This is a genomic window from Jeotgalicoccus meleagridis, from assembly GCF_903994045.1.
Classification (GTDB): Bacteria; Bacillota; Bacilli; order Staphylococcales; family Salinicoccaceae; genus Jeotgalicoccus; species Jeotgalicoccus meleagridis.
This window is the reverse complement of sequence record NZ_CAJEWD010000008.1, coordinates 405,238-424,437: the sequence shown is the minus strand read 5'-3', so window position 1 is coordinate 424,437 and position 19,200 is coordinate 405,238. Positions and strand designations below refer to the sequence as shown.

At 33.1% G+C, this 19,200-nt stretch carries 16 protein-coding genes; 14 read left to right on the top strand and 2 right to left on the bottom strand.

Annotation, left to right across the window (positions count from 1 at the left end; genetic code table 11):
• The first annotated feature begins 12 nt into the window (after positions 1–12).
• From JEOSCH030_RS07755 to hfq, 3 genes are read left to right on the top strand one after another with little or no spacing between them, the layout of a single operon-like run.
• The gene (locus JEOSCH030_RS07755) at positions 13–897 is read left to right on the top strand and encodes an alpha/beta fold hydrolase (protein WP_185126020.1); all 885 of its coding nucleotides are present in this window, start codon (positions 13–15) and stop codon (positions 895–897) included.
• Positions 884–1,792, top strand: a complete 909-nt coding sequence (gene miaA / locus JEOSCH030_RS07750; protein ID WP_185126019.1) for a tRNA (adenosine(37)-N6)-dimethylallyltransferase MiaA — start codon at positions 884–886, stop codon at positions 1,790–1,792. The genes JEOSCH030_RS07755 and miaA overlap by 14 nt, the downstream gene beginning before the upstream one ends.
• Positions 1,793–1,981 (top strand): RNA chaperone Hfq, encoded by a 189-nt coding sequence (gene hfq / locus JEOSCH030_RS07745; protein WP_185126018.1) that lies wholly within the window; start codon positions 1,793–1,795, stop codon positions 1,979–1,981.
• A gap of 82 nt (positions 1,982–2,063) precedes the next feature.
• Here the strand turns inward: hfq and JEOSCH030_RS07740 are convergent, their stop codons facing one another.
• Complete coding sequence (locus JEOSCH030_RS07740) at positions 2,064–2,549, bottom strand: glutathione peroxidase (RefSeq protein ID WP_185126017.1); 486 nt, start codon at positions 2,547–2,549, stop codon at positions 2,064–2,066.
• A gap of 119 nt (positions 2,550–2,668) precedes the next feature.
• Here JEOSCH030_RS07740 and hflX point away from each other — a divergent pair, with 119 nt between their 5' ends.
• The 5 genes from hflX (at position 2,669) to JEOSCH030_RS07715 (ending at position 9,836) form a co-directional block, all read left to right on the top strand.
• A complete protein-coding gene (gene hflX / locus JEOSCH030_RS07735) occupies positions 2,669–3,889 on the top strand; it encodes a GTPase HflX (RefSeq protein WP_185126016.1) in 1,221 nt (406 codons plus the stop codon).
• Positions 3,890–3,909: 20 nt separating this feature from the next.
• A complete protein-coding gene (locus JEOSCH030_RS07730; RefSeq protein WP_185126551.1) occupies positions 3,910–5,136 on the top strand; it encodes a methionine gamma-lyase family protein in 1,227 nt (408 codons plus the stop codon).
• Between the two features lie 66 nt (positions 5,137–5,202).
• Positions 5,203–6,012: an ABC transporter permease gene (locus tag JEOSCH030_RS07725; RefSeq protein ID WP_185126015.1), complete on the top strand. Its 810-nt coding sequence runs from the start codon at positions 5,203–5,205 to the stop codon at positions 6,010–6,012.
• Between the two features lie 11 nt (positions 6,013–6,023).
• A complete protein-coding gene (locus JEOSCH030_RS07720; RefSeq protein WP_185126014.1) occupies positions 6,024–6,929 on the top strand; it encodes an ABC transporter ATP-binding protein in 906 nt (301 codons plus the stop codon).
• A gap of 90 nt (positions 6,930–7,019) precedes the next feature.
• Entirely contained in the window at positions 7,020–9,836 is a 2,817-nt protein-coding gene (locus JEOSCH030_RS07715; protein WP_185126013.1) for a glycosyltransferase family 4 protein, read from the top strand.
• Between the two features lie 31 nt (positions 9,837–9,867).
• On the opposite strand, the gene JEOSCH030_RS07710 is transcribed toward JEOSCH030_RS07715, so the two are convergent.
• A complete protein-coding gene (locus tag JEOSCH030_RS07710; protein WP_185126012.1) occupies positions 9,868–11,055 on the bottom strand; it encodes a DUF6270 domain-containing protein in 1,188 nt (395 codons plus the stop codon).
• A 96-nt stretch (positions 11,056–11,151) separates the two neighbouring features.
• Here JEOSCH030_RS07710 and JEOSCH030_RS07705 point away from each other — a divergent pair, with 96 nt between their 5' ends.
• The 6 genes from JEOSCH030_RS07705 (at position 11,152) to JEOSCH030_RS07680 (ending at position 19,196) form a co-directional block, all read left to right on the top strand.
• Positions 11,152–11,673, top strand: coding sequence for a YveK family protein (locus tag JEOSCH030_RS07705; RefSeq protein ID WP_185126011.1), 522 nt, complete (start codon positions 11,152–11,154; stop codon positions 11,671–11,673).
• A gap of 10 nt (positions 11,674–11,683) precedes the next feature.
• Positions 11,684–12,313 (top strand): ParA family protein, encoded by a 630-nt coding sequence (locus JEOSCH030_RS07700; protein ID WP_185126010.1) that lies wholly within the window; start codon positions 11,684–11,686, stop codon positions 12,311–12,313.
• Positions 12,314–12,345: 32 nt separating this feature from the next.
• Positions 12,346–13,599: a nucleotide sugar dehydrogenase gene (locus tag JEOSCH030_RS07695; RefSeq protein ID WP_185126009.1), complete on the top strand. Its 1,254-nt coding sequence runs from the start codon at positions 12,346–12,348 to the stop codon at positions 13,597–13,599.
• A gap of 83 nt (positions 13,600–13,682) precedes the next feature.
• Positions 13,683–14,777 carry a coiled-coil domain-containing protein gene (locus JEOSCH030_RS07690; RefSeq protein WP_185126008.1) on the top strand — a complete coding sequence of 365 codons (1,095 nt, stop codon included), beginning with the start codon at positions 13,683–13,685 and terminating at the stop codon, positions 14,775–14,777.
• 40 nt (positions 14,778–14,817) lie between these two features.
• Positions 14,818–17,430 carry a glycosyltransferase gene (locus JEOSCH030_RS07685; protein ID WP_185126007.1) on the top strand — a complete coding sequence of 871 codons (2,613 nt, stop codon included), beginning with the start codon at positions 14,818–14,820 and terminating at the stop codon, positions 17,428–17,430.
• Positions 17,431–17,543: 113 nt separating this feature from the next.
• On the top strand, positions 17,544–19,196 hold the full coding sequence (locus tag JEOSCH030_RS07680) for a heparinase II/III domain-containing protein (RefSeq protein ID WP_185126006.1): 1,653 nt from the start codon (positions 17,544–17,546) through the stop codon (positions 19,194–19,196).
• Positions 19,197–19,200 lie beyond the last annotated feature (4 nt).

Below are 19,200 nucleotides of genomic sequence, written 5' to 3'. Positions count from 1 at the left end.
GGAGCATCATTTATGAAAATTATTAATCGAACGATGAGGAATAAGGATCGAAAAATTGAAGTGACGCACTATGTGCCAGCATCACCGAAGGCAAGCATTCAAATTTTTCATGGCATGGCAGAGCATAAGGATCGTTATAAAGAACTTTTAACCTATCTTGCCTTAAACGACATTCACTGTGTGATTTATAATCAACGTGGTCATGGGCCGGATGAGAAAAAAGAAAAACTCGGTCATTTTGATTCTTTTGAAGATCTTTTATCAGATGCTAAGGTTGTCTTTCGCTCTATGCCAGCTGATATTCCTCGCTTCGGTTTGGGACACTCCATGGGATCTATTGTCTTAAGAAGGTTGTTGGCAGATGATCTTTACGACGGTGCCATCATCGTCGGTACAGGTTCAAAACCTAACTTTAAAGATATTCTAGCTGAAAAATTTTTAAAGGTTTTATCACTTATCATCCCAAGGAAAAAATTAACGAGTCTCAATAAGTTATCTTTCTTAGGCTATGATGGAAATTTTAAAGGTCGAGAAAAAAATCGCTGGTTAAACCAAGACGTGTCAGAAATTGTAAAGTACAACAGTGATCCATATTCTGGACAAAAGATGAGCGTTAAAGCCTTGAGTGAAATACTAAAAAATATAAGATATGTCGATAGAATTAGGCATATCCGTCGTTATAAAGATATTCCTTACTATTTAATCGGGGGAGCAGATGATCCTTTTTCACACTTTGGTAGAGACTTAGAAGTCTTAAGATTTCGCTTAGGGCTTCACTATTCCAAGGTCGATTTAATGTTAGAGCCAAATGCCAGGCATGAGGTATTATTTGAAGAAAATAAGGTGGGTATTTATGCCCGCATCGTTAAATGGGTATTAGATTATGAACAAAAGTAAATTATTAATTATTATTGGTCCTACTGCTATAGGTAAGACGGACTTGTCCATTAAAATTGCACAAGAATTTAAAGGAGAAATTATTTCTGGGGATTCCATGCAAGTTTACAAAGGTATGGATATTGGAACAGGTAAAATTACCAGGGATGAAACTAAAGGGATTCCTCATCATATGATTGATATTTTAGAGCCAAGTGAGAATTTTTCAGTTGCTGACTTTCAAGAACAAGTGGCGAGACTTGTTAAAGATATAGAGTCTAGAGGAAAACTTCCGATCATAGTCGGTGGGACTGGCCACTATATTAAAGCGCTCATTGATGGTTATGAATTTAATGAAGAAGATGCTTTACTAATAGAAGAAAAGACTAAAGAATATGAATCATATGATTCAAGTATCCTGTATGAAAAATTATTAAAACTCGACCCGACCAATGATGTACATCCAAATAATCGCCAAAGAGTGATTAGGCAATTGGTTAAGAAAACAATGCCAAAACAAGAAAAGAAAGCGTATACAAAAGAGAATGATTATGTTACATTCGTATTAGGCCTTACCACAGACAGAAGCGTCATATATGAACGTATCAATCAACGCGTCTTGAAAATGTTTGAGGCTGGTCTAGAACAAGAGGTTAAGAAGCTGTTTAAAAACAGCCTATCTAAAACTGCGAGCCAGGCAATCGGCTACAAGGAATTCTTGCCATATTTTAAGGGGGAGGCAAGTATTGACAGTGTGGTTGAGCGTGTTCAGGCCCATTCTAGACAGTATGCGAAAAGGCAGCTTACATATTTTCGTAATCAGCTAGATGTGAATTGGTATGATATTGAGACTTCTGACACAGATATAATCTATAAGGATATATATCAATTCTTACAAACAAAAGGGGAGAATTAGATGAATTTACAGGATACTTTTCTAGGGGAGTATAAGGAATCGGGGCAGGAGTTGACCGTCTTTTTAATGAACGGTTTCCAACTGCAAGGAAAGATTGTCGACTACGATAAGTACGTTGTTGAGCTTGATTCAGATGGGAAAATTCAAATTATATACAAGCATGCGATTTCAACTTTTGTACGCGCATAAGGGGTAAGGGCGAAGTTTAGCCCTAAAAATAAGAACGACGTATCAATCTGTTAAAAGATGATATGTCGTTCTTTTTCTTAGTTTAACCAGCTAAATATTTTTCTATGTCTTTTTCTATGACGTCTGGTGTACGTTGAGGCGGATAGCGTTTAATCACTTGACCTTCTCTGGTAATAAGAAATTTAGTGAAATTCCATTTAATCGAATTCGTAATCAGGCCTGACTTACCTTCTGTTAAGTATTTGAATAATGGATGAATGTTTTCTCCTTTAACATCAATCTTATCCATGATGGTATATGTTGCACCGTGCTGCTTATTATAAAGTTCACGTGCCTCAGTTGCTGAACACGGTTCTTGATTCATAAAGTTGTTTGATGGAAAAGCTAGAATCTCTAAACCAATATCGTGGTACTTTTCGTATAGTTTTTCTAAATCAGTAAGCTGACTATTAAAACCGCACTCACTGGCGGTGTTGACAATCAAAACGACCTTACCTTTGAAATTACTCATAGGAATTTCATTACCGTCTGCATCTTTTGCAGAGAAATCATAAAATGTACTTTTCATTTATGATTCACCTTTCTTCTGGCTTACTAAACTGGCTAACCTTAATATATCCTTATTTATTAAGTACAAACATGATATTGTAATATTAAACAAGAAAATCGGAGGTGTTTGTCACGACTATGACACATACCGGAATTATATTAGCAGTTCAACAATCAAATAAACAAGATATCGACTTAGAAATCAAAGAACTAAAAGAGCTGTCAGAATCCATTGGGATTGAAATACTCGGCTCACACGTTCAGAAAAGACAAACAGTCGATCGTAAATCTTATGTCGGCTCAGGATTTTTATCTGAAGTTAAAGCACAATATGAGGAATTTGACTATTGCATCGTCAACGATGAAATACTGGCTAGTCAAAATAGAGCCATTGAAAACATTTTAGATACATCAGTGATCGATAGAACCCAAGTGATCCTAGACATCTTTAGCCTAAGAGCACAGTCTAAGTCAGGACAATTACAAGTAGAATTGGCTCAGTTAGAATATTTAGTGCCGAGATTAAAAGGACAAGGGATAAATTTATCACGTCTTGGTGGGGGAATTGGTACAAGAGGACCAGGTGAGACGAAACTTGAAACTGACAGACGTCATATCAATTCTAGAATTTCTGATATTAAGAGACAGTTAAAAGTTATCGATAATCACCGTCTGAGATATAGACAAAAAAGAGATGCGAATCAAGTGACCAAAGTATCTCTCATTGGTTATACCAATGCGGGTAAGTCGACACTTTTCAATAAGTTAACCAAAGCAGATGCACTACAGGCAGATAAACTATTTGCCACACTTGATCCATTGACTAGAGAAATGGTCTTGCCTTCAGGCTTCCAGTGTATTATTTCAGATACAGTTGGCTTTATTCAGAAACTACCAACGACTTTAATAGAGAGTTTTAAGTCGACTTTAGAAGAAGCGGCTGACAGTGACTTTTTAATTCATGTCATCGATAATAATGCAGCTGACCTTTTCAATCAGTATGATACTGTAGTAGACTTAATTGATTCACTAGATATGAAAGATATTCCTCAGCTGGTGCTCTTTAATAAGACAGATTTAAATGATGATAAGCGTCTGTTACCTTTACACAGTCATGCCTTTGTCAATAAGGATATGGATGGTCAAGTAATCTTACAAGAAGTTGAAGATTTTATGAAAGAACATTTTTCTGGCTATAGTACGAGCTTACCAATCGCTAGACAAGATAAGCTGTACCGCCTAAAAAGACAGACCATAGTAACTGACACAGAAGTAAATGATGACATCATAGAGATCGAAGGATTTGAACCAAGAGGAGATTTTGTAAATAGAATAACAGCTAAGGATGAAGAAGTGTGAAAGAAGTAGAGATTTTGCGTATGATTGATCAGGCAGAAGATGCCTTGCAAGATTATTTTAAAGAAAATAAAAAAATTGCCTATAAAAACTTTAAGAAAGTCATGACAGCCTTCCGTAAACACTCTGTTATGGAAAGTGATTTTTCTGGTACAACTGGCTATGGTTATGACGATGTGGGTAGAGATAAACTAGAGGATATATACAGAGATGTCTTTAAGGCAGAAGATGCTTTAGTCAGAACACAAATCATTTCTGGTACTCACGCCATTAGCTTAGTCTTACTAAGCTTACTTAAAAGTGGGGATGAACTATTATATATAACTGGTCAGCCTTATGACACTTTAGAAAAAGTCATTGGTCAGTCCGAAGACGACATTGGTAGCCTAAAAGAAATGGGCGTGACCTTTTCAACAGTCGATTTAAAAGATGATCAGTTCGATGAAACCAGTATATTAAATGCTATAACTGACAAAACCAAAATGATTGGCATTCAAAGATCTCGTGGTTATTCATCCAGAAAATCGATGACTATATCAGAAATAGCAGCAATCATTAAAACAATTAAAGAGAAACATCCGAATATAATTATCTTTGTCGATAACTGCTACGGTGAGTTTGCAGAAGATAGAGAACCAATCGAAGTCGGTGCAGATATTATGGCGGGCTCCTTGATTAAAAACCCAGGTGGCGGACTCGCTAAGATGGGTGGTTATGTCGTCGGACGAAAAGATTTAATTACAAGAGTGAGCTACCGTTTAACTGTCCCTGGTGTCGGTAAAGAAATGGGCGCGAGCCTAAATGCCTTAAGCGATATGTATCAAGGCTTCTTTATGGCGCCGCATACTGTAATGGAATCGATCAATGGTGCACTCTTAATGAGTTACGTTTTTGAACAACTCAATATGACCACTTCACCGAGATATTCTGATAAAAGAACGGATTTGATTCAAAGCATTTCCTTTAATACAGAAGAAGAGATGATTACCTTTACTCAAATGATCCAAAAAGCAAGTCCGGTTAATGCTATGTTCTTACCGATACCTGATTTAATTCCAGGTTATAACCATCCAGTCATTATGGCAGCTGGTACCTTTGTTCAAGGCGCATCATTAGAACTGTCCGCTGACGGACCGATTAGGGAACCATTTACGGTCTATGCTCAAGGCGGCTTACATATAGAGCATGTTAAATATGCCTTAGAGTTAAGCTTAAGAGAAATGGTCACAGAAGGTATGATTGAACTGTAGGACTAGTGACACTTTAGATAATTAAGAGTATAATAAATCACGATCTTAATAATTGGAGTAAACCAAATGAAAAATGTTATTGCTTTATTAAAAGAGAATTTTCAGAACCTTCCACTCATTTGGAAACTGAGTCTGTATAATTTAAAAGCGACCTATGCCAATCATTACTTAGGCTTACTGTGGACAATCTTAATGCCTGCTGCCCAAGTTGGAGTGTTCTATGTAGTATTCGGTCTCGGACTCAGAGGTGACAGGGGAGATGTGCAAAATGTACCTTTCCTAGTCTATTTAATTACTGGTATATTTGCCTTTGGTTTTATATCTGGCTGTATAAATGCTGCCTCTAATGCGATTAGTAGTCAGATTAATTTAGTGACCAAGATGAAATTCCCGTCATCTGTATTATTATCTATGTCACTTGCAAATAATGTAATCACTTTTATGATTATGACACTGATCGTTTTAGTCATTAGTATTATTAACGGCTATTCAGAACCGCTTCATTATTTAGTCTGGTTCTACTTTATGTTTGCAACCATTGTATTTTCTTATAGTGTCGGTTTGATTATGTCTTCTGTAAATATTTTAATTAGAGACTTTAAAAACGTACAAGCTAACGTAATGAGAATGTTCTTCTTTGTAACACCTATATTTTGGGAGCCAGAAGGTAGACCACCACTGATGTCGACAATAATGGCATTTAATCCATTTGCCTACCTCTTAATGACGTTTAGAAATGCCTTAATTTTTGATGGACCAGCATTTTACGGTGATTTTTCTGATCATCTTTATTTCTGGTCAATTACCTTGTTCTTATTCTTTATTGGTGTCCAGGTTCATTACCGATATAAAGATAGATTAGTAGATTATCTGTAAGGGTGAATGATATGTATAAAGTGAAAGTAGAAAATGTGTCTAAAATATATGACATCAATAGAAATAGAATACAAAAAATCTTATCGCTCTTAACTTTTGGTACGCTTTATAAAGCCAAACCTTTTTATGCTTTAAGAGATATTGACTTTGAAGTGAATTCAGGAGATACAGTCGGTATTTTAGGTTTAAATGGTTCTGGTAAAACAACACTTTCTGATTTAATTGCTGAGGCAACAGTACCGTCCAAAGGTAAGATTCATATCAATGGACGTACATCTTTAATTGCGATTTCAGCTGGTTTAAATAATGAGTTAACAGGCGAAGAAAATATAAAGATTAAGTGTCTGATGCATGGTCTATCTGAAAAAACCATTGAAGAACGATATGATGATATTTTAGAGTTTAGTGAGTTAGGAGAATTCATTAAACAACCAATAAAAAACTATTCAAGCGGAATGAAGTCACGTCTTGGTTTTGCGATTGCTATTCATACAGACCCAGATATATTAATTGTCGATGAAGCTCTATCGGTTGGGGATGAAACATTTGCTAATAAATGTATCGACCGTATGAGAGACTTTCAAAAAGAAGGAAAGACAATTTTCTTCGTTTCTCATGCAACTGGCCAAATTAGACAGTTTTGTAACAAGGCTGTATGGGTACAATACGGAGAGATGAAACAATTTGGCGATATGAAAGATGTTGTTAAAAATTATGCAGAGTTTGTCAGCCAATATAAAAACTTAAGTCATGATGAACAAATTGAATATAAAGATAAGATGGTAGAGGAACAAATGGAGAAAAGTCAAAAACTTAAATTGCCTAAAGAGCATATTAATATGAGTGATTTGGCTATAAGTGGTGTTCTATTTCTCTTCATGTTATTTGGTATATTCTTTCAGATTTACAGTTTGTAAAAAGACTTTTAAACAAAGTCTTTTTTAATATACAATTATTCTGTATGATTAAGGATTAATATATCTTACGGGACGTATAGGAGAATTGCTATGAAATATCTTCAGGGGATACTATCATATATTGCCTTAAAATATAATATGCCTGTTGTTTCTAGACATATCCTCAAACTCAGTCTGTCAAAAAAAATCGGTAAGTCTGAACCGGGCTTAAGTTTCTTCTTGAGAAAGTCAGGTCATTTAACCTTACTCGATTTAATTGATCGCATGAGATTAGATAATGACTATGAAGCTTATTTAAAGGCGCTTATTCTTCGTCATGAAAAGAATTACAGGGGTTCTTTAGAAATGATAGAGAATGATCGAAGCAAGGCATTAGTACCTTTTAAAACAAAACTATATTACAACTTGAAGCGCTTTGATGATGTGAAAAGCATTGCGCATTCTGGTCATGATGTTCTAGGCGAATTGTCTGATGATCAGCAAGAGACTTTAGTACGTCACTTATTAAAGCAAAATCAGTATCAAACTATTGAGCACATGATTGAGCAAAAGCATGGAGATAAGAAGCATTTAGAAGAAATGTACAACCGTGAGAAAGATGATTTATATTATCAATATTCATGGTCAAGTTACAGAGTTAATATTCTTGGAATTGAAGATGCAGATGTTGATCTAAAACTGATTTTAGATGAGATTAATAAGCAAGAAGATAATATGAAGAACCTCGGCTATATTTTAGTGATCAATAATTATTATCCGAATGAGAGTAATCTCGATGATTTAAATACCTTGTTTGTTCCGTTTATAAATGAACATGATCAATTGCTTAAATACATAGATCCAATTGCACTCGACAGTTTGGAAATCAATCTGTCTAAGAACAATAAGGAAGCGGATAAGTTACAAAACTTATTAAATCATTATCATTTTGGCAAGGGTAATCCGGTCATCATGAATAAGATTGTTAAATCATTACCAGCAGTGCCTTTAAATGCGCAACATATTATGAGTCTTAGACGCCTAATTTTAGATCAACAAATTAAATTAGATCGTCCAGGTATCAAAAAAATGTTCAAAAACGAGAAGCGTCTGGAATCTGTCTTTCAGAGTGCCACTTTGTTTTTAGATGAAGAGACTAATGTAACGACTGATAATTTTGTTGCTGAGAACTATTCTTTAAGAACCAAAACAAGAATATATAATCTTGTCATTGCTCAACTTCAAAGAGTCAATAAAATCTACAATTTACCTAAACATATATTTACTTACTTAGAAAAAACGGCATTTAGAAAGTATAATCACGCCATTATCTTGGCACGTTTCTATGCTTCTACAGATGAAGAAGATAAGTTAAATAAATTGTTAAAGCTTTATTTACCTGAAAAAAGATATAAACTGCATGTTAATTTATCGATGTATTTGTTCAACCTAAAAATGTTTGACAAATCGCTTAAACATGCAGAAGCGGCTTACAGTATCAAGCCACATAGTGCAGATGTTTTAAGGGCTCTGATTAGAGTGAATCACACTATCGGTAATATTACTGCAAGGTACAAAGCACTTCAGGAAATGAAATCACAATTTCCATCTAGGGTATTTCCAGGAGAATTCGCTTTAGCTGAACAAGAATATAAATTAATGAAGAATGAGTGGAAACCAAAACCTTTAAGTCAAGAGATGGACTATCAGGCGAATGATAAGACAGTCTTATTTGTCTTAAATAAAGGTTTGCCTGTTGTCAATGGTTATACGATTCGTTCTAATGAAATTATTTCAAGAGTTAAGACACTTGGCTATAGACCAGTTGTCACAACTCGCTTGGGTTGGTCACCAGAACATGAAAGTTATGATAAGCCTGGGCTTGACGAAGGCCCATACCGTACTTATTATATAGACCGTTCAGATAAATATTTAACGAATCGAACACCGATGAAAAAGTATTTTAATGTGTATAAAGATGAATTATATAAAATTGTCATGGCAGAAAAACCGTCGATTATTCATGCGGCTTCTAACTTCCAAAATGCTTTACCTGCTATTCGTTTAGGTAATCAAATGGGCATTAAGACAATATATGAAGTTAGAGGCATGTGGCATCATACTCAGACGTCTAAAATACATGAATTCTATCAGTCTGACCGCTTTAACATGCAAGAAGAATATGAAGTGATATGTTGTCAGCATGCAGATGAAGTCATCGTCATTAGTGAGAGCTTAAGAGAGTATCTCATAATGAAAGGAATCGATGATAAGAAAATTACGCTTATCCAAAATGGTGTGAATACAGATAAGCTGTATCCAGAGGAAAAATCAGAAGACATTATTAAACGATATGACTTAAAAGATAGTATTGTCTTTGGTTTTATTGGATCAATTACTAACTATGAGGGTATTGAAATCATTATTAATTCTGTTAAAGCACTGAATGACAGTGGTCGTTTTAACAAGCGTTTTAAATTCTTAATTGTCGGTGATGGTCAGTATCGTCCTTTCTTACAGAGAAAAGTATTTGACGACAACTTAAGCGATGATGTCATCTTTATTGGCAAGGTGCCATTTGAAGTAGTCAAAGATTTTTACTCTGTCATCGATATTGCACCATTTCCACGACATGATGAGTTGGTCTGTCAGTTAGTGACACCAATTAAAACATATGAAGCGATGGCAATGGGTAAAAAAGTTATTGTCAGTGATGTGAATGCCTTAAAAGAAATGGTCATCGATCAAGTTAATGGTGTGTATTTCAAAGCAGATGACCAAGAAGCTTTCACAGAAGCTGTTATAAAGGTTATGGAAAATGACACAATCGGAGAATCCGCAAGACTATGGGTTAGTGAGAATCGGTCTTGGAGTGTTTTAATTAAAAAATTAGATGGTATATACCATTCGCTTATTGAAGAAAAATAGGGTCAAGCATATGCTTGACCCTATTTTTAGTTTAAAGACCTAAATATGATTTTACGAAAGGCGATGCGTGTTCAAGTTCTTCTTGGTGTGTTTTGATGAATTCTTGTTTTTCTTTAGGCTCCATTTGATAGATGATATTTAAAGCATTTTCTAATAGTGACTCTTTTTTTAGATAATCTTCTTGAATTTCGTCTTTTAAGTAGATTTCTAAGCCGTTAAAGCCATCTGGATATTTAAAGGGATTTCCAATAATACCTTTAAAATCGCTGTTTTGTAAGACGAGTCTTAGCATCCAAAGATTCTCTTTCTTTGGCATTTCAACATACTGATAATTCTCATCAGATTCATCATTAACATTTTTATAAATATAGGTATCAGAAAATCTAGGTTTAATACCATCAACTTCAGCAGTCACCCTGATACGGTATTTACCAGCTTCATCCAAGTGGAACTGACAATATCTAGAATCTGTTCTGTGAGATTTTTTAAACGGACGTCCGTCTTTGTATAACTCATAAATATAATATCGTTCTTCTATATAGTTCATGAATACTGATAAGACATTACCTTCTAATTTCTCATCGAAAAGTAGTTGATTTTCATAGTTATCGGAATTAATTTTTCTTAATTGCTGATTCACTGCATCATATATTTCAAGTGGTGCATCAAGAATGTCTTTGACTGCTTCATTACCAGAAGAAATGACTAACTTATTGTCAATATTGTTATAGAGTAAGTCATAGATGCCCAAAATGAAGCTATCATATTCATTTTGAGGTAAGACATCAATCAAAATAACCTGCTTATATTGATGTGCCAGTACCAAAATATCATCCATTCTATCAATTAAGGCTCTGAATTGATCAATTTTTCGAACTTCGTGATAAGAAATGTTATCATCGATTAATTCAAAAGAACGACGGTTAAAATAAGAACCCTCGTATTCCACGATATCATTTAATTCACTGAGTAGATCAATCATTAAGACCTCTGAGTTAGACTCTTCTAGTTTAGCGAGATTTGCCTTGTTTAAATCACGGTGGGCTGTAGAAATTTCTACAATATCACTCGTGTTAATTTCTTTCATAGATTTGGGATAAGGTTTAGAAAATAGGGAAAGAAAACTAGTACCACTCACAAAATTTTTAACTGAATATGGAAAACTCCTAAATTCAGTTAAGCGAGCAGAAAACTTACTGCCGAATATATCAATGTTCATTAACTTGCACCTCAAGAATTTGTCATAGAATGTTTTCTATTTTAAAGCCATAATAGTATAATATATATATTGAATCATGATTGAAGGAGACCTTGTATGTACTTTTTAAAGAAACACATTCTTAATATTATTATTTGCATGCTTGTTTTTGGTGTACTATCAACTGTTGTGAATATCTTCATTCCACCGTCCAATACAACATACGAAGAATATTATACATTAGAAACGACCTTAGAACCAAATTCAATTGCAAATTTAAATATTGCGCTTGCTGAATCTGTCAACGAGGCATCCGACAAAGTTGAACTTGTGAATGTCGATGGACAAGCGAACTCAGATATTCTAAACTTAACCATTACGACAGAAACTGGTTTAGATTATGAGTCAATTAAAGCTGAAGCAATGGATGTACTAAGTGAAGAAGGCTTTACTACGGGTGAAGAATTAAGTAGTAAGACTTATATTACTGAAAATACCGAATTGAAGATGATGATTATACTGTTCGGTCTTCTAATTGGTGGAATCGTTGGTATTATTAGAGCTGCTGCTGATAATAGTATCAGTACAGAAGAAGATATTGAGCATTACTTAAATGAAAGAACATTGGGTACTTTCTAGGAGTGAAAAAATGAGTGAAAATGATGTTAAGCAAATAGACTTTAATGAAGATACTTTAAATATTCTATATGATACTGCGGTTGCTATTAGAAAAGAAAACCACAATAATCCAGACAATAAAACTATCTTTTCTTCTTTGAATAAGCAAAAAGCCACTATAGATGCGGCCATGCACATTGCTTATATATTGACTCAGCTAAAAGATCGGGTCTTGGTTGTTAATTTAGATGGTCAATCAGTAGCATACGTAGAAGAGTACATTCATTCCAAAGCAAAACCTAATTTATTTACAACCTTAAAAACGTCAATGTTTCTAAGTGAAGCAATTAATCCAACAGAATGTGAAAAGCTAGATATCATTCATGTTGAAGACTTACCTGAGGAAGACTTGAAAAAGAAATTTAATGAATATAATGTACTATCAAAATTAAGTCCTTTAAAAAATTATTACGATCATATTTTCATTATTGGGCCAGAGGTTTCCAACATTGACAGTTACGGTACTTATTTGGAACTTGCTGACAGTGCTGTAACGGTAATTAGCGCAATAAATAACAATAGAAAAGACTTAAAACACTATTTACAAAAAATTAACCTTTTTAATGTAAAAAGTTTTGGTATACTAAGAAAAGCAGATTAATCTTTAAACTAGAAAAAGGTAGGGTGTTTCATTTGAAATTAACAACAATCGGATTAGGTTACATCGGTTTACCAACATCAATTATGTTTGCAAAACATGGTGTTGACGTATTAGGTGTAGATATAAAACAAGATGCAGTTGATATGCTAAATGGAGGACATATCCATATAGAAGAACCAGGCTTACAAGAAGCTTTAGAAGAAGTGCTTGAGTCTGGTAAATTCAGAGCATCAACTGTTGCAGAAGAAGCAGATGCATATATTATTGCAGTGCCAACGCCAAACAAGGATGATGAGTTTAAATCAGCAGACATTTCGATTGTTATGGCTGGTGTAGAGTCAATTGTTCCTTTACTTAAAAAAGGCGATACTGTAATCGTTGAATCAACAATTGCACCGCGTACGATGGACGATCATGTTGCACCGTACCTTGAAGAACAAGGCTTTAAAATTGGAGAAGATATCTACTTAGTACATTGCCCAGAGCGTGTGTTACCAGGACAAATCATGCACGAATTAATTTACAACAACCGTATTGTTGGTGGAATGACACCTGCATGTGTTGAAGCGGGTAAAAAAGTGTATGGTACTTTTGTTAAAGGTGAAATGATTGAAACTAATGCAAAAACGGCTGAAATGTCTAAATTGATGGAAAACACTTATCGTGATGTGAATATTGCTTTAGCAAATGAGTTAGCTAAAATCTGTAATCACTTAGATATCAATGTGCATGAAGTTATTGAGATGGCTAACAAGCATCCGCGTGTAAACTTACACACTCCAGGACCTGGTGTGGGTGGTCATTGTTTAGCAGTGGACCCTTATTTCATCATTGCTGAAGCACAAGAACAATCACCATTAATTCAGTTGTCACGTTCAATTAACGTGTCTATGCCTGAGTATGTAGTGGACATTACGAAAAACATTCTTGATAAGTTAGATGGTAAGAAGGTTACTGTCTTTGGTTTAACTTATAAAGGTGATGTAGACGATATTCGTGAATCTCCTGCATTTGATATTTATGAGTTACTGCGTCAAGAAGACGGTTTAGAAGTAAATACGTATGACCCACATGTTAAGATGGACTTTGTTGAAAAAGACTTGAAAGAAGCGGTTAGAGATTCATCACTAGTACTAGTGTTAAGTGACCACAGTGAGTTCAAGAATCTAACAGATGCTGACTTTGACAATATGAAAGACAAAGTTATCTTTGATACTAAGAACGTAGTGCCAGCAAACTTTGAAGAAGTGAAATACTACAACTACGGTAATATCCAAAAATTCTAGAAATAATATATAAATATAAAATATAAACCGAATGGCTTTGCTATTCGGTTTATATTTTAATAATCAACTATGAGGTGATTGAGATGAAGGAAATATTAGAATACGATTACCCTAAACAGTTCATACTGCATGAAAAATCAGGAACTAAAATATATAGAGTGATAGGTGAAGATGAAGGTTCTAAAGACATTGATGACTATCAGTATTCTATTATCACTACTATTTCTGAAAAAAAGGATGACGGTGTAAAATTTACACAGATTCAACATGAAGATGAACGATTAGGTTGGGTTAATCTAAATAATTCTATACAATTATTTAGGTTCAAGCCAAAATCTTATAAATTTTTAGCTGAAGACTTTGAAGCAAATGAAATTAATGACAAATTAAATATTGTTAAAGACTTTAAAACTCATTTTACTAATAAAATACTAACTGTTAAATCTGAAATTGAATATAATGGCAAAAAATTACTAGGGATCTTTATCAAAGATAGATTCTTTGGTTTCCATGATGAAGAATACTTTGAAGAATTAATTCCAACTAAAATCAAACTCGATGAAAATGATGTGAAAACTAAAACACTATATAAAAATAGTTCTATGGTTAAGCCATATCATGAGAGAGTGAATTTTGATAAGCCGCGTTTGGTTTCTGTTTTTAAAGAAAGTAATATTGGTAGAATTAGAGCAAATAAAAAAGAATATTATTGGATTACTTTAGATGGCCTAGAAGATTATCTAGTTAATTTAGAATCAGAAAGTAAAAAAGAATCTGATAAATATTTAGATGATATTTTTTATGCTATAGAAAAAGAAAGAGAGCATAGTAAAGAGGCTGTTAAGACTGTTCTATCTGCACAAGGTTTCTTAAACTCTAAAAGAATCAGAGAGAAAGATAAGAGAATTCAAACACTTCAAAATTCATTCAATAGAGCAAATGAAAAAATTAAAAGTTTAGAATCAGGTGTCAATACCAACTCTGGAAACTCTAAGTTGTCAAATGAAGAAATCCTAGAGTTAAAACGATTAAATCATAAGCTTAGTCAAGAAGCCAAGTTAAGTGAACAACGTCTAGAACAACAAAGAGACTACAATCGTCGACTCGAGGAACAGCGTGATAAATACAAAGAACGCATGAAATTAGTTGAAGAAAAGCTTAAGAAACAGTCAAAATAATAATTAAGCGCATGTAGTTTTATTGAGTGGAGGTTTATTTATGGACAGACAAAGTTTGAAAAAAAAATTGAGAAAATACAATAAAAAAATAGATAAAAACTTCCCTGCAACTTTAAATCAAATAATAAATGATTTAGACCCTTCAATACTCGCAAACGAATATAATCCAAACTTTTCAAAAAGAATTGAAGCTGACCCTTTCTATGAGTTGAAATTTGAAGATATGAACAGATATGAAGCACTTGATAAATTCAAAAAGTCTTCAGATGAAATTGTAGAAAGCAACGGCAGTCGAATATTTAAAAAACTGGATTTAAATATCGGAATTATTGCAGATGATTTTTTATTTGATTCATTTAAAGATGTTGCAAATTTTGAATATATTTCTAGAGATGATCAAGTAATTAAAGACTATGATTTTGTAATTTTCGCGACTTCATGGAGAGGTATAGATAGCTCCTGGGACGGTGCTGCGCACCCAAATAATGAGAAAAGACAAGAAATGATAGAGTTAATAGAGAAATATAACAAACATGGTATACCGACTATCTTTTATTCAAAAGAAGACCCTGTCAACTTTCATTTATTTAAATCACTGGCTAAACATTGTCAGTACATATTTACAACAGCGGTTGAGGTCGTAAAAAATTATAAAGAGTTTACAGGGAATAAAAATGTTCATGTATTACAGTTTGGTATTAACCCCTTAATACATAACCCGGTTGGTACACGCTCAAGTGATGCAAAAGAATTTAAAGATGAAGTCTTATTTGCTGGAAGTTGGTTAACAAAATATCCAGTAAGAATGTCTGAAACCAAAAAACTATTCGATGCAATACTCAGAGAAAAAGCTCCATTTACTGTGATTGATAGAAATCTACATTTAGGAAATCCTAGGTACCAATTCCCATCAAAATATTTATCTAAAATGGCACCTCCAGTCGCTCATGATGATCTAATGAATTTGCACAAATTAATTAGATGGAGCATAAATATGAATTCTGTAAAATATTCAGAAACAATGTTTGCAAACAGAGTATATGAACTTCAAGCATTCGGTAATATAGTGTTATCTAATTACAATACAGGGATTAACAATATGTTCCCAAATGTGAGAATGGTCCATAGCGATGATGATTTTAGAGTAATTTATAATACTAAAGAAAAAGATCTTTTAGAATTACAGGCTAAAGGAATTAGAAATGTTTATAATGGCCATACAACTTTCCATAGAGTACAAGAAATAGCTAAAACTATTGGCTTAGATGTTGAAACTTATCCTAAAGAGATACTAGTAGTGTTAAGCAATGACTCTGAACAAAATCTACAAAGCTTCAATCAACAAATTTATGAGCATAAATCATATATTTTAGAGAGTGACTTAGATCAAACAAATCTATCATCATATGATTTTATCACTTTCTTTAATGATGAGTATGTATATGAAGAATATTATCTAAACGATATGTACAATGCTTTTAAATATGTAGATGTTGATTTTGTAACTAAAGATGAAAATTCAGAAGCACACAACTATGTAATGTCATTGTCTGACAAATACAAGTCAATGATTGATATTGAAAGCTATACATTAAATCCAAAAATAGATAGCTTAGATAATGGATATAACTTAGACTATTTGGAAATTTTAAAAGTGGATGATTTAGCTACAGTAGATACAAATCAAGAAAAAGAGTTGAGCGTTATTGTTCCAATCCATAATAACGGAACTTATCTAGAAGAAAAATGTTTTGCTAGTCTTAAGAGATCAAGCAGTTTTGATAAAATGGAAATCATCTTTATAAATGATGGAACAACAGATGAACTTACCTTAAAAGTCATCAATAGAATCAGAAGAAGACATCCAGATATAGTCTATGTAGAAAATGAGACGGGTTCTGGAAGTGCATCTAAACCACGTAACCAAGGTGTTAGAGTTGCAAGTACTGATTTGATTACTTACTTAGATCCTGATAATGAAGCACTTGGTGATGGATATCATTTCCTACTAGAAAGTTTCAAGAAAAATGATGTGGATATGGTTGTTGGAAATATTATCAAAGAAGATAGTTCTAGAAAGAATGAAGGAAAATACACCAATATTCTTAAGAAAGCAAATAATAATAGAATGATGGTTAAGGATCCTAAAGAATTTTTAGTACGCTCAGATCTTCGTGTACAAAGTATTCAGGCACTTATTGTTAAAAAATCAGTAATTATAGATAATGATATTACTATGGTTGAAGGTGCTGCTGGGCAAGATACAATGTTTTACCAAGAACTCGTGTTAAATTCGAAGGCGATTTTAGGAGTAAACAAATATATTCATGTCTATTATGCAGCAGTTACAGGTAGTGTCACTAATACTGTATCTCATAAATTTTTCGATAAGTATTACAAACTTGAAACAGAAAGAATCCCGTATTTAGAAAAATATGGTTTAATGGATGTATACTTAAAAGTACGATTTAATCCTTATGTTAGAGCATGGTACTTACTTAGATTAGACCGTGTTGATGAAGAAAATAGACATCAGGCTGTAACTAAGTTCTTAGATATAATTCATCTTTATGATAAGTATGAGCCTGAATTCGAAGAGGATATTAAACATACCCTTGAATCATTAGAAAAAGAAGTAGATTATAAAGCTTAATTTAATTTGAGACTCTCTTACAGAACCATTGTGGTCTAGAGAGTCTTTACTTTTTAGATAATATTTTTGTTATAATACAAATAAGTTTAAGTTAAATATGAGGAGTGGGCACTGTGATTCAAAACAAATATAAAGGAAACCTTAAAATATATGAAGATGATGTTTATAGATTATTTGAAGTGAGCAATAGAAGAGAAAAAATGGCAGAAGATGCACTTAATAATATAATTACACCTTTTCCTGGATTTTTATCCACTGAATTTAGGGACGATATGTGGCTTGAGAAGAAAAAGCAAAAATATGGGAATAGCTACTCCTTATATCTGCACACTTTAAGAATTACAGTAGAATTAATGTTAGCTTATGAAGAAACAAATGATATTAAATATTTTGATAAGGCTGAAGAAATTATTGAATCATGGATTAGACAAAGTGAACCTGACAAAGAAGTTCCAATGAAGTGGTATGACCATACCACTGCTAATAGAACTCAGGCACTAATTCAATACTTATATTTAGCTCAGCAAATGGGACGTAAAGTTAATATATCTAAGTATGTTGATTTACTGAGGAAACATGTTGAAGTTATGAGTGATGATAGTAAATATAAAACAAATAACCATGGGTTGATGATGGATCGTTCATTAGTTGTTTTAGGCTATGTTCTTGAGGATCATCAAATAATTTCTAAAGGTAAGAATAGAGCAATTAATACATTTTGGTATAGTTTTAGCTCACAGGCAATTCACTTAGAAAATTCTCCACATTATCATTTAATGGTAGTAAGAATGTACAATGAAATAGAAGCATATTTAAATAGAAAAGAAGATAGTCTTGGTCCAATAATTGTAAATTACCTAAAGCTTGCAAAGGAATATATTCCTAAATTATCTAAACCTAATAATACATTACCTGCAATTGGTGATTCTGGTACTAGTAAAGCAGCTAAGAAAAAAGTTTATAAAAATATCTATGATTATGAAGCGGGAATTGCAATTCTTCAATATGAACAACCAAATCCTATGTATTTATCTTTTGTTGCCGGCTATTCATCTAGAGTCCATAAGCATAATGATGACCTGAGTATTACATTAAATTATAAAACTAAAGATTTCTTAATTGATCCCGGTAAGTATAGTTATACAGGAAATAAAACAAGAAGCTATATAACATCTAGGCGTGCTCATAGTAGTTTTTACTTAGAGGGCTTTAATTACAAAATTAAAAATGAGAATAGATATGATAGAAAAGTAAGGTTAGAAAATTATGTTGATAATAAAATCTACAGTCTTGTTAAAGGTGTAAATGGAGATTATGAAGGTACTAATGCATTACTAGAACGTATAGTCATACAATTTAAAAATAGTCCGGTAAATATAATTGTTGACTCTTTAATAACTAAGAGAAAAAATGAGCTAAAAATGACTCAGAAATATAACTTATCCTCTCTTGCTAAAGTGAGTGAGGTAGAAAATGGATATAAATTAATATCAGGTGGAGAAGAGTTAGTGATTAAGCAATTTAAACCATTTGAATCCAAGGAAGTAATCAATGGAGATTTAAAGAAACCTGTAGCCGTTAATACTTCTGGTTTTGCGAAAGTTCGACCTACAAAACAATTGGCTTTTAGAAAGACATCGAATCAAAAAGAAGCATTTCTAACCGCTATTTATGATGATAGGATTGTTAATGATTTTGATTTAAAATTGTATGGTGATAGATTGATTGTGTTTATAGAAGATAAAACATATGATATCTATTTATAGGAGG

Excerpts from the sequence above, each read along its gene's own strand:
- JEOSCH030_RS07755 (WP_185126020.1), top strand. The coding sequence starts at position 13 with ATGAAAATTATTAATCGAACGATGAGGAATAAGGATCGAAAAATTGAA.
- miaA (WP_185126019.1), top strand. The coding sequence starts at position 884 with ATGAACAAAAGTAAATTATTAATTATTATTGGTCCTACTGCTATAGGT.
- hfq (WP_185126018.1), top strand. The coding sequence starts at position 1,793 with ATGAATTTACAGGATACTTTTCTAGGGGAGTATAAGGAATCGGGGCAG.
- JEOSCH030_RS07740 (WP_185126017.1), bottom strand. The coding sequence starts at position 2,549 with ATGAAAAGTACATTTTATGATTTCTCTGCAAAAGATGCAGACGGTAAT.
- hflX (WP_185126016.1), top strand. The coding sequence starts at position 2,669 with ATGACACATACCGGAATTATATTAGCAGTTCAACAATCAAATAAACAA.
- JEOSCH030_RS07730 (WP_185126551.1), top strand. The coding sequence starts at position 3,910 with ATGATTGATCAGGCAGAAGATGCCTTGCAAGATTATTTTAAAGAAAAT.
- JEOSCH030_RS07725 (WP_185126015.1), top strand. The coding sequence starts at position 5,203 with ATGAAAAATGTTATTGCTTTATTAAAAGAGAATTTTCAGAACCTTCCA.
- JEOSCH030_RS07720 (WP_185126014.1), top strand. The coding sequence starts at position 6,024 with ATGTATAAAGTGAAAGTAGAAAATGTGTCTAAAATATATGACATCAAT.
- JEOSCH030_RS07715 (WP_185126013.1), top strand. The coding sequence starts at position 7,020 with ATGAAATATCTTCAGGGGATACTATCATATATTGCCTTAAAATATAAT.
- JEOSCH030_RS07710 (WP_185126012.1), bottom strand. The coding sequence starts at position 11,055 with ATGAACATTGATATATTCGGCAGTAAGTTTTCTGCTCGCTTAACTGAA.
- JEOSCH030_RS07705 (WP_185126011.1), top strand. The coding sequence starts at position 11,152 with ATGTACTTTTTAAAGAAACACATTCTTAATATTATTATTTGCATGCTT.
- JEOSCH030_RS07700 (WP_185126010.1), top strand. The coding sequence starts at position 11,684 with ATGAGTGAAAATGATGTTAAGCAAATAGACTTTAATGAAGATACTTTA.
- JEOSCH030_RS07690 (WP_185126008.1), top strand. The coding sequence starts at position 13,683 with ATGAAGGAAATATTAGAATACGATTACCCTAAACAGTTCATACTGCAT.
- JEOSCH030_RS07685 (WP_185126007.1), top strand. The coding sequence starts at position 14,818 with ATGGACAGACAAAGTTTGAAAAAAAAATTGAGAAAATACAATAAAAAA.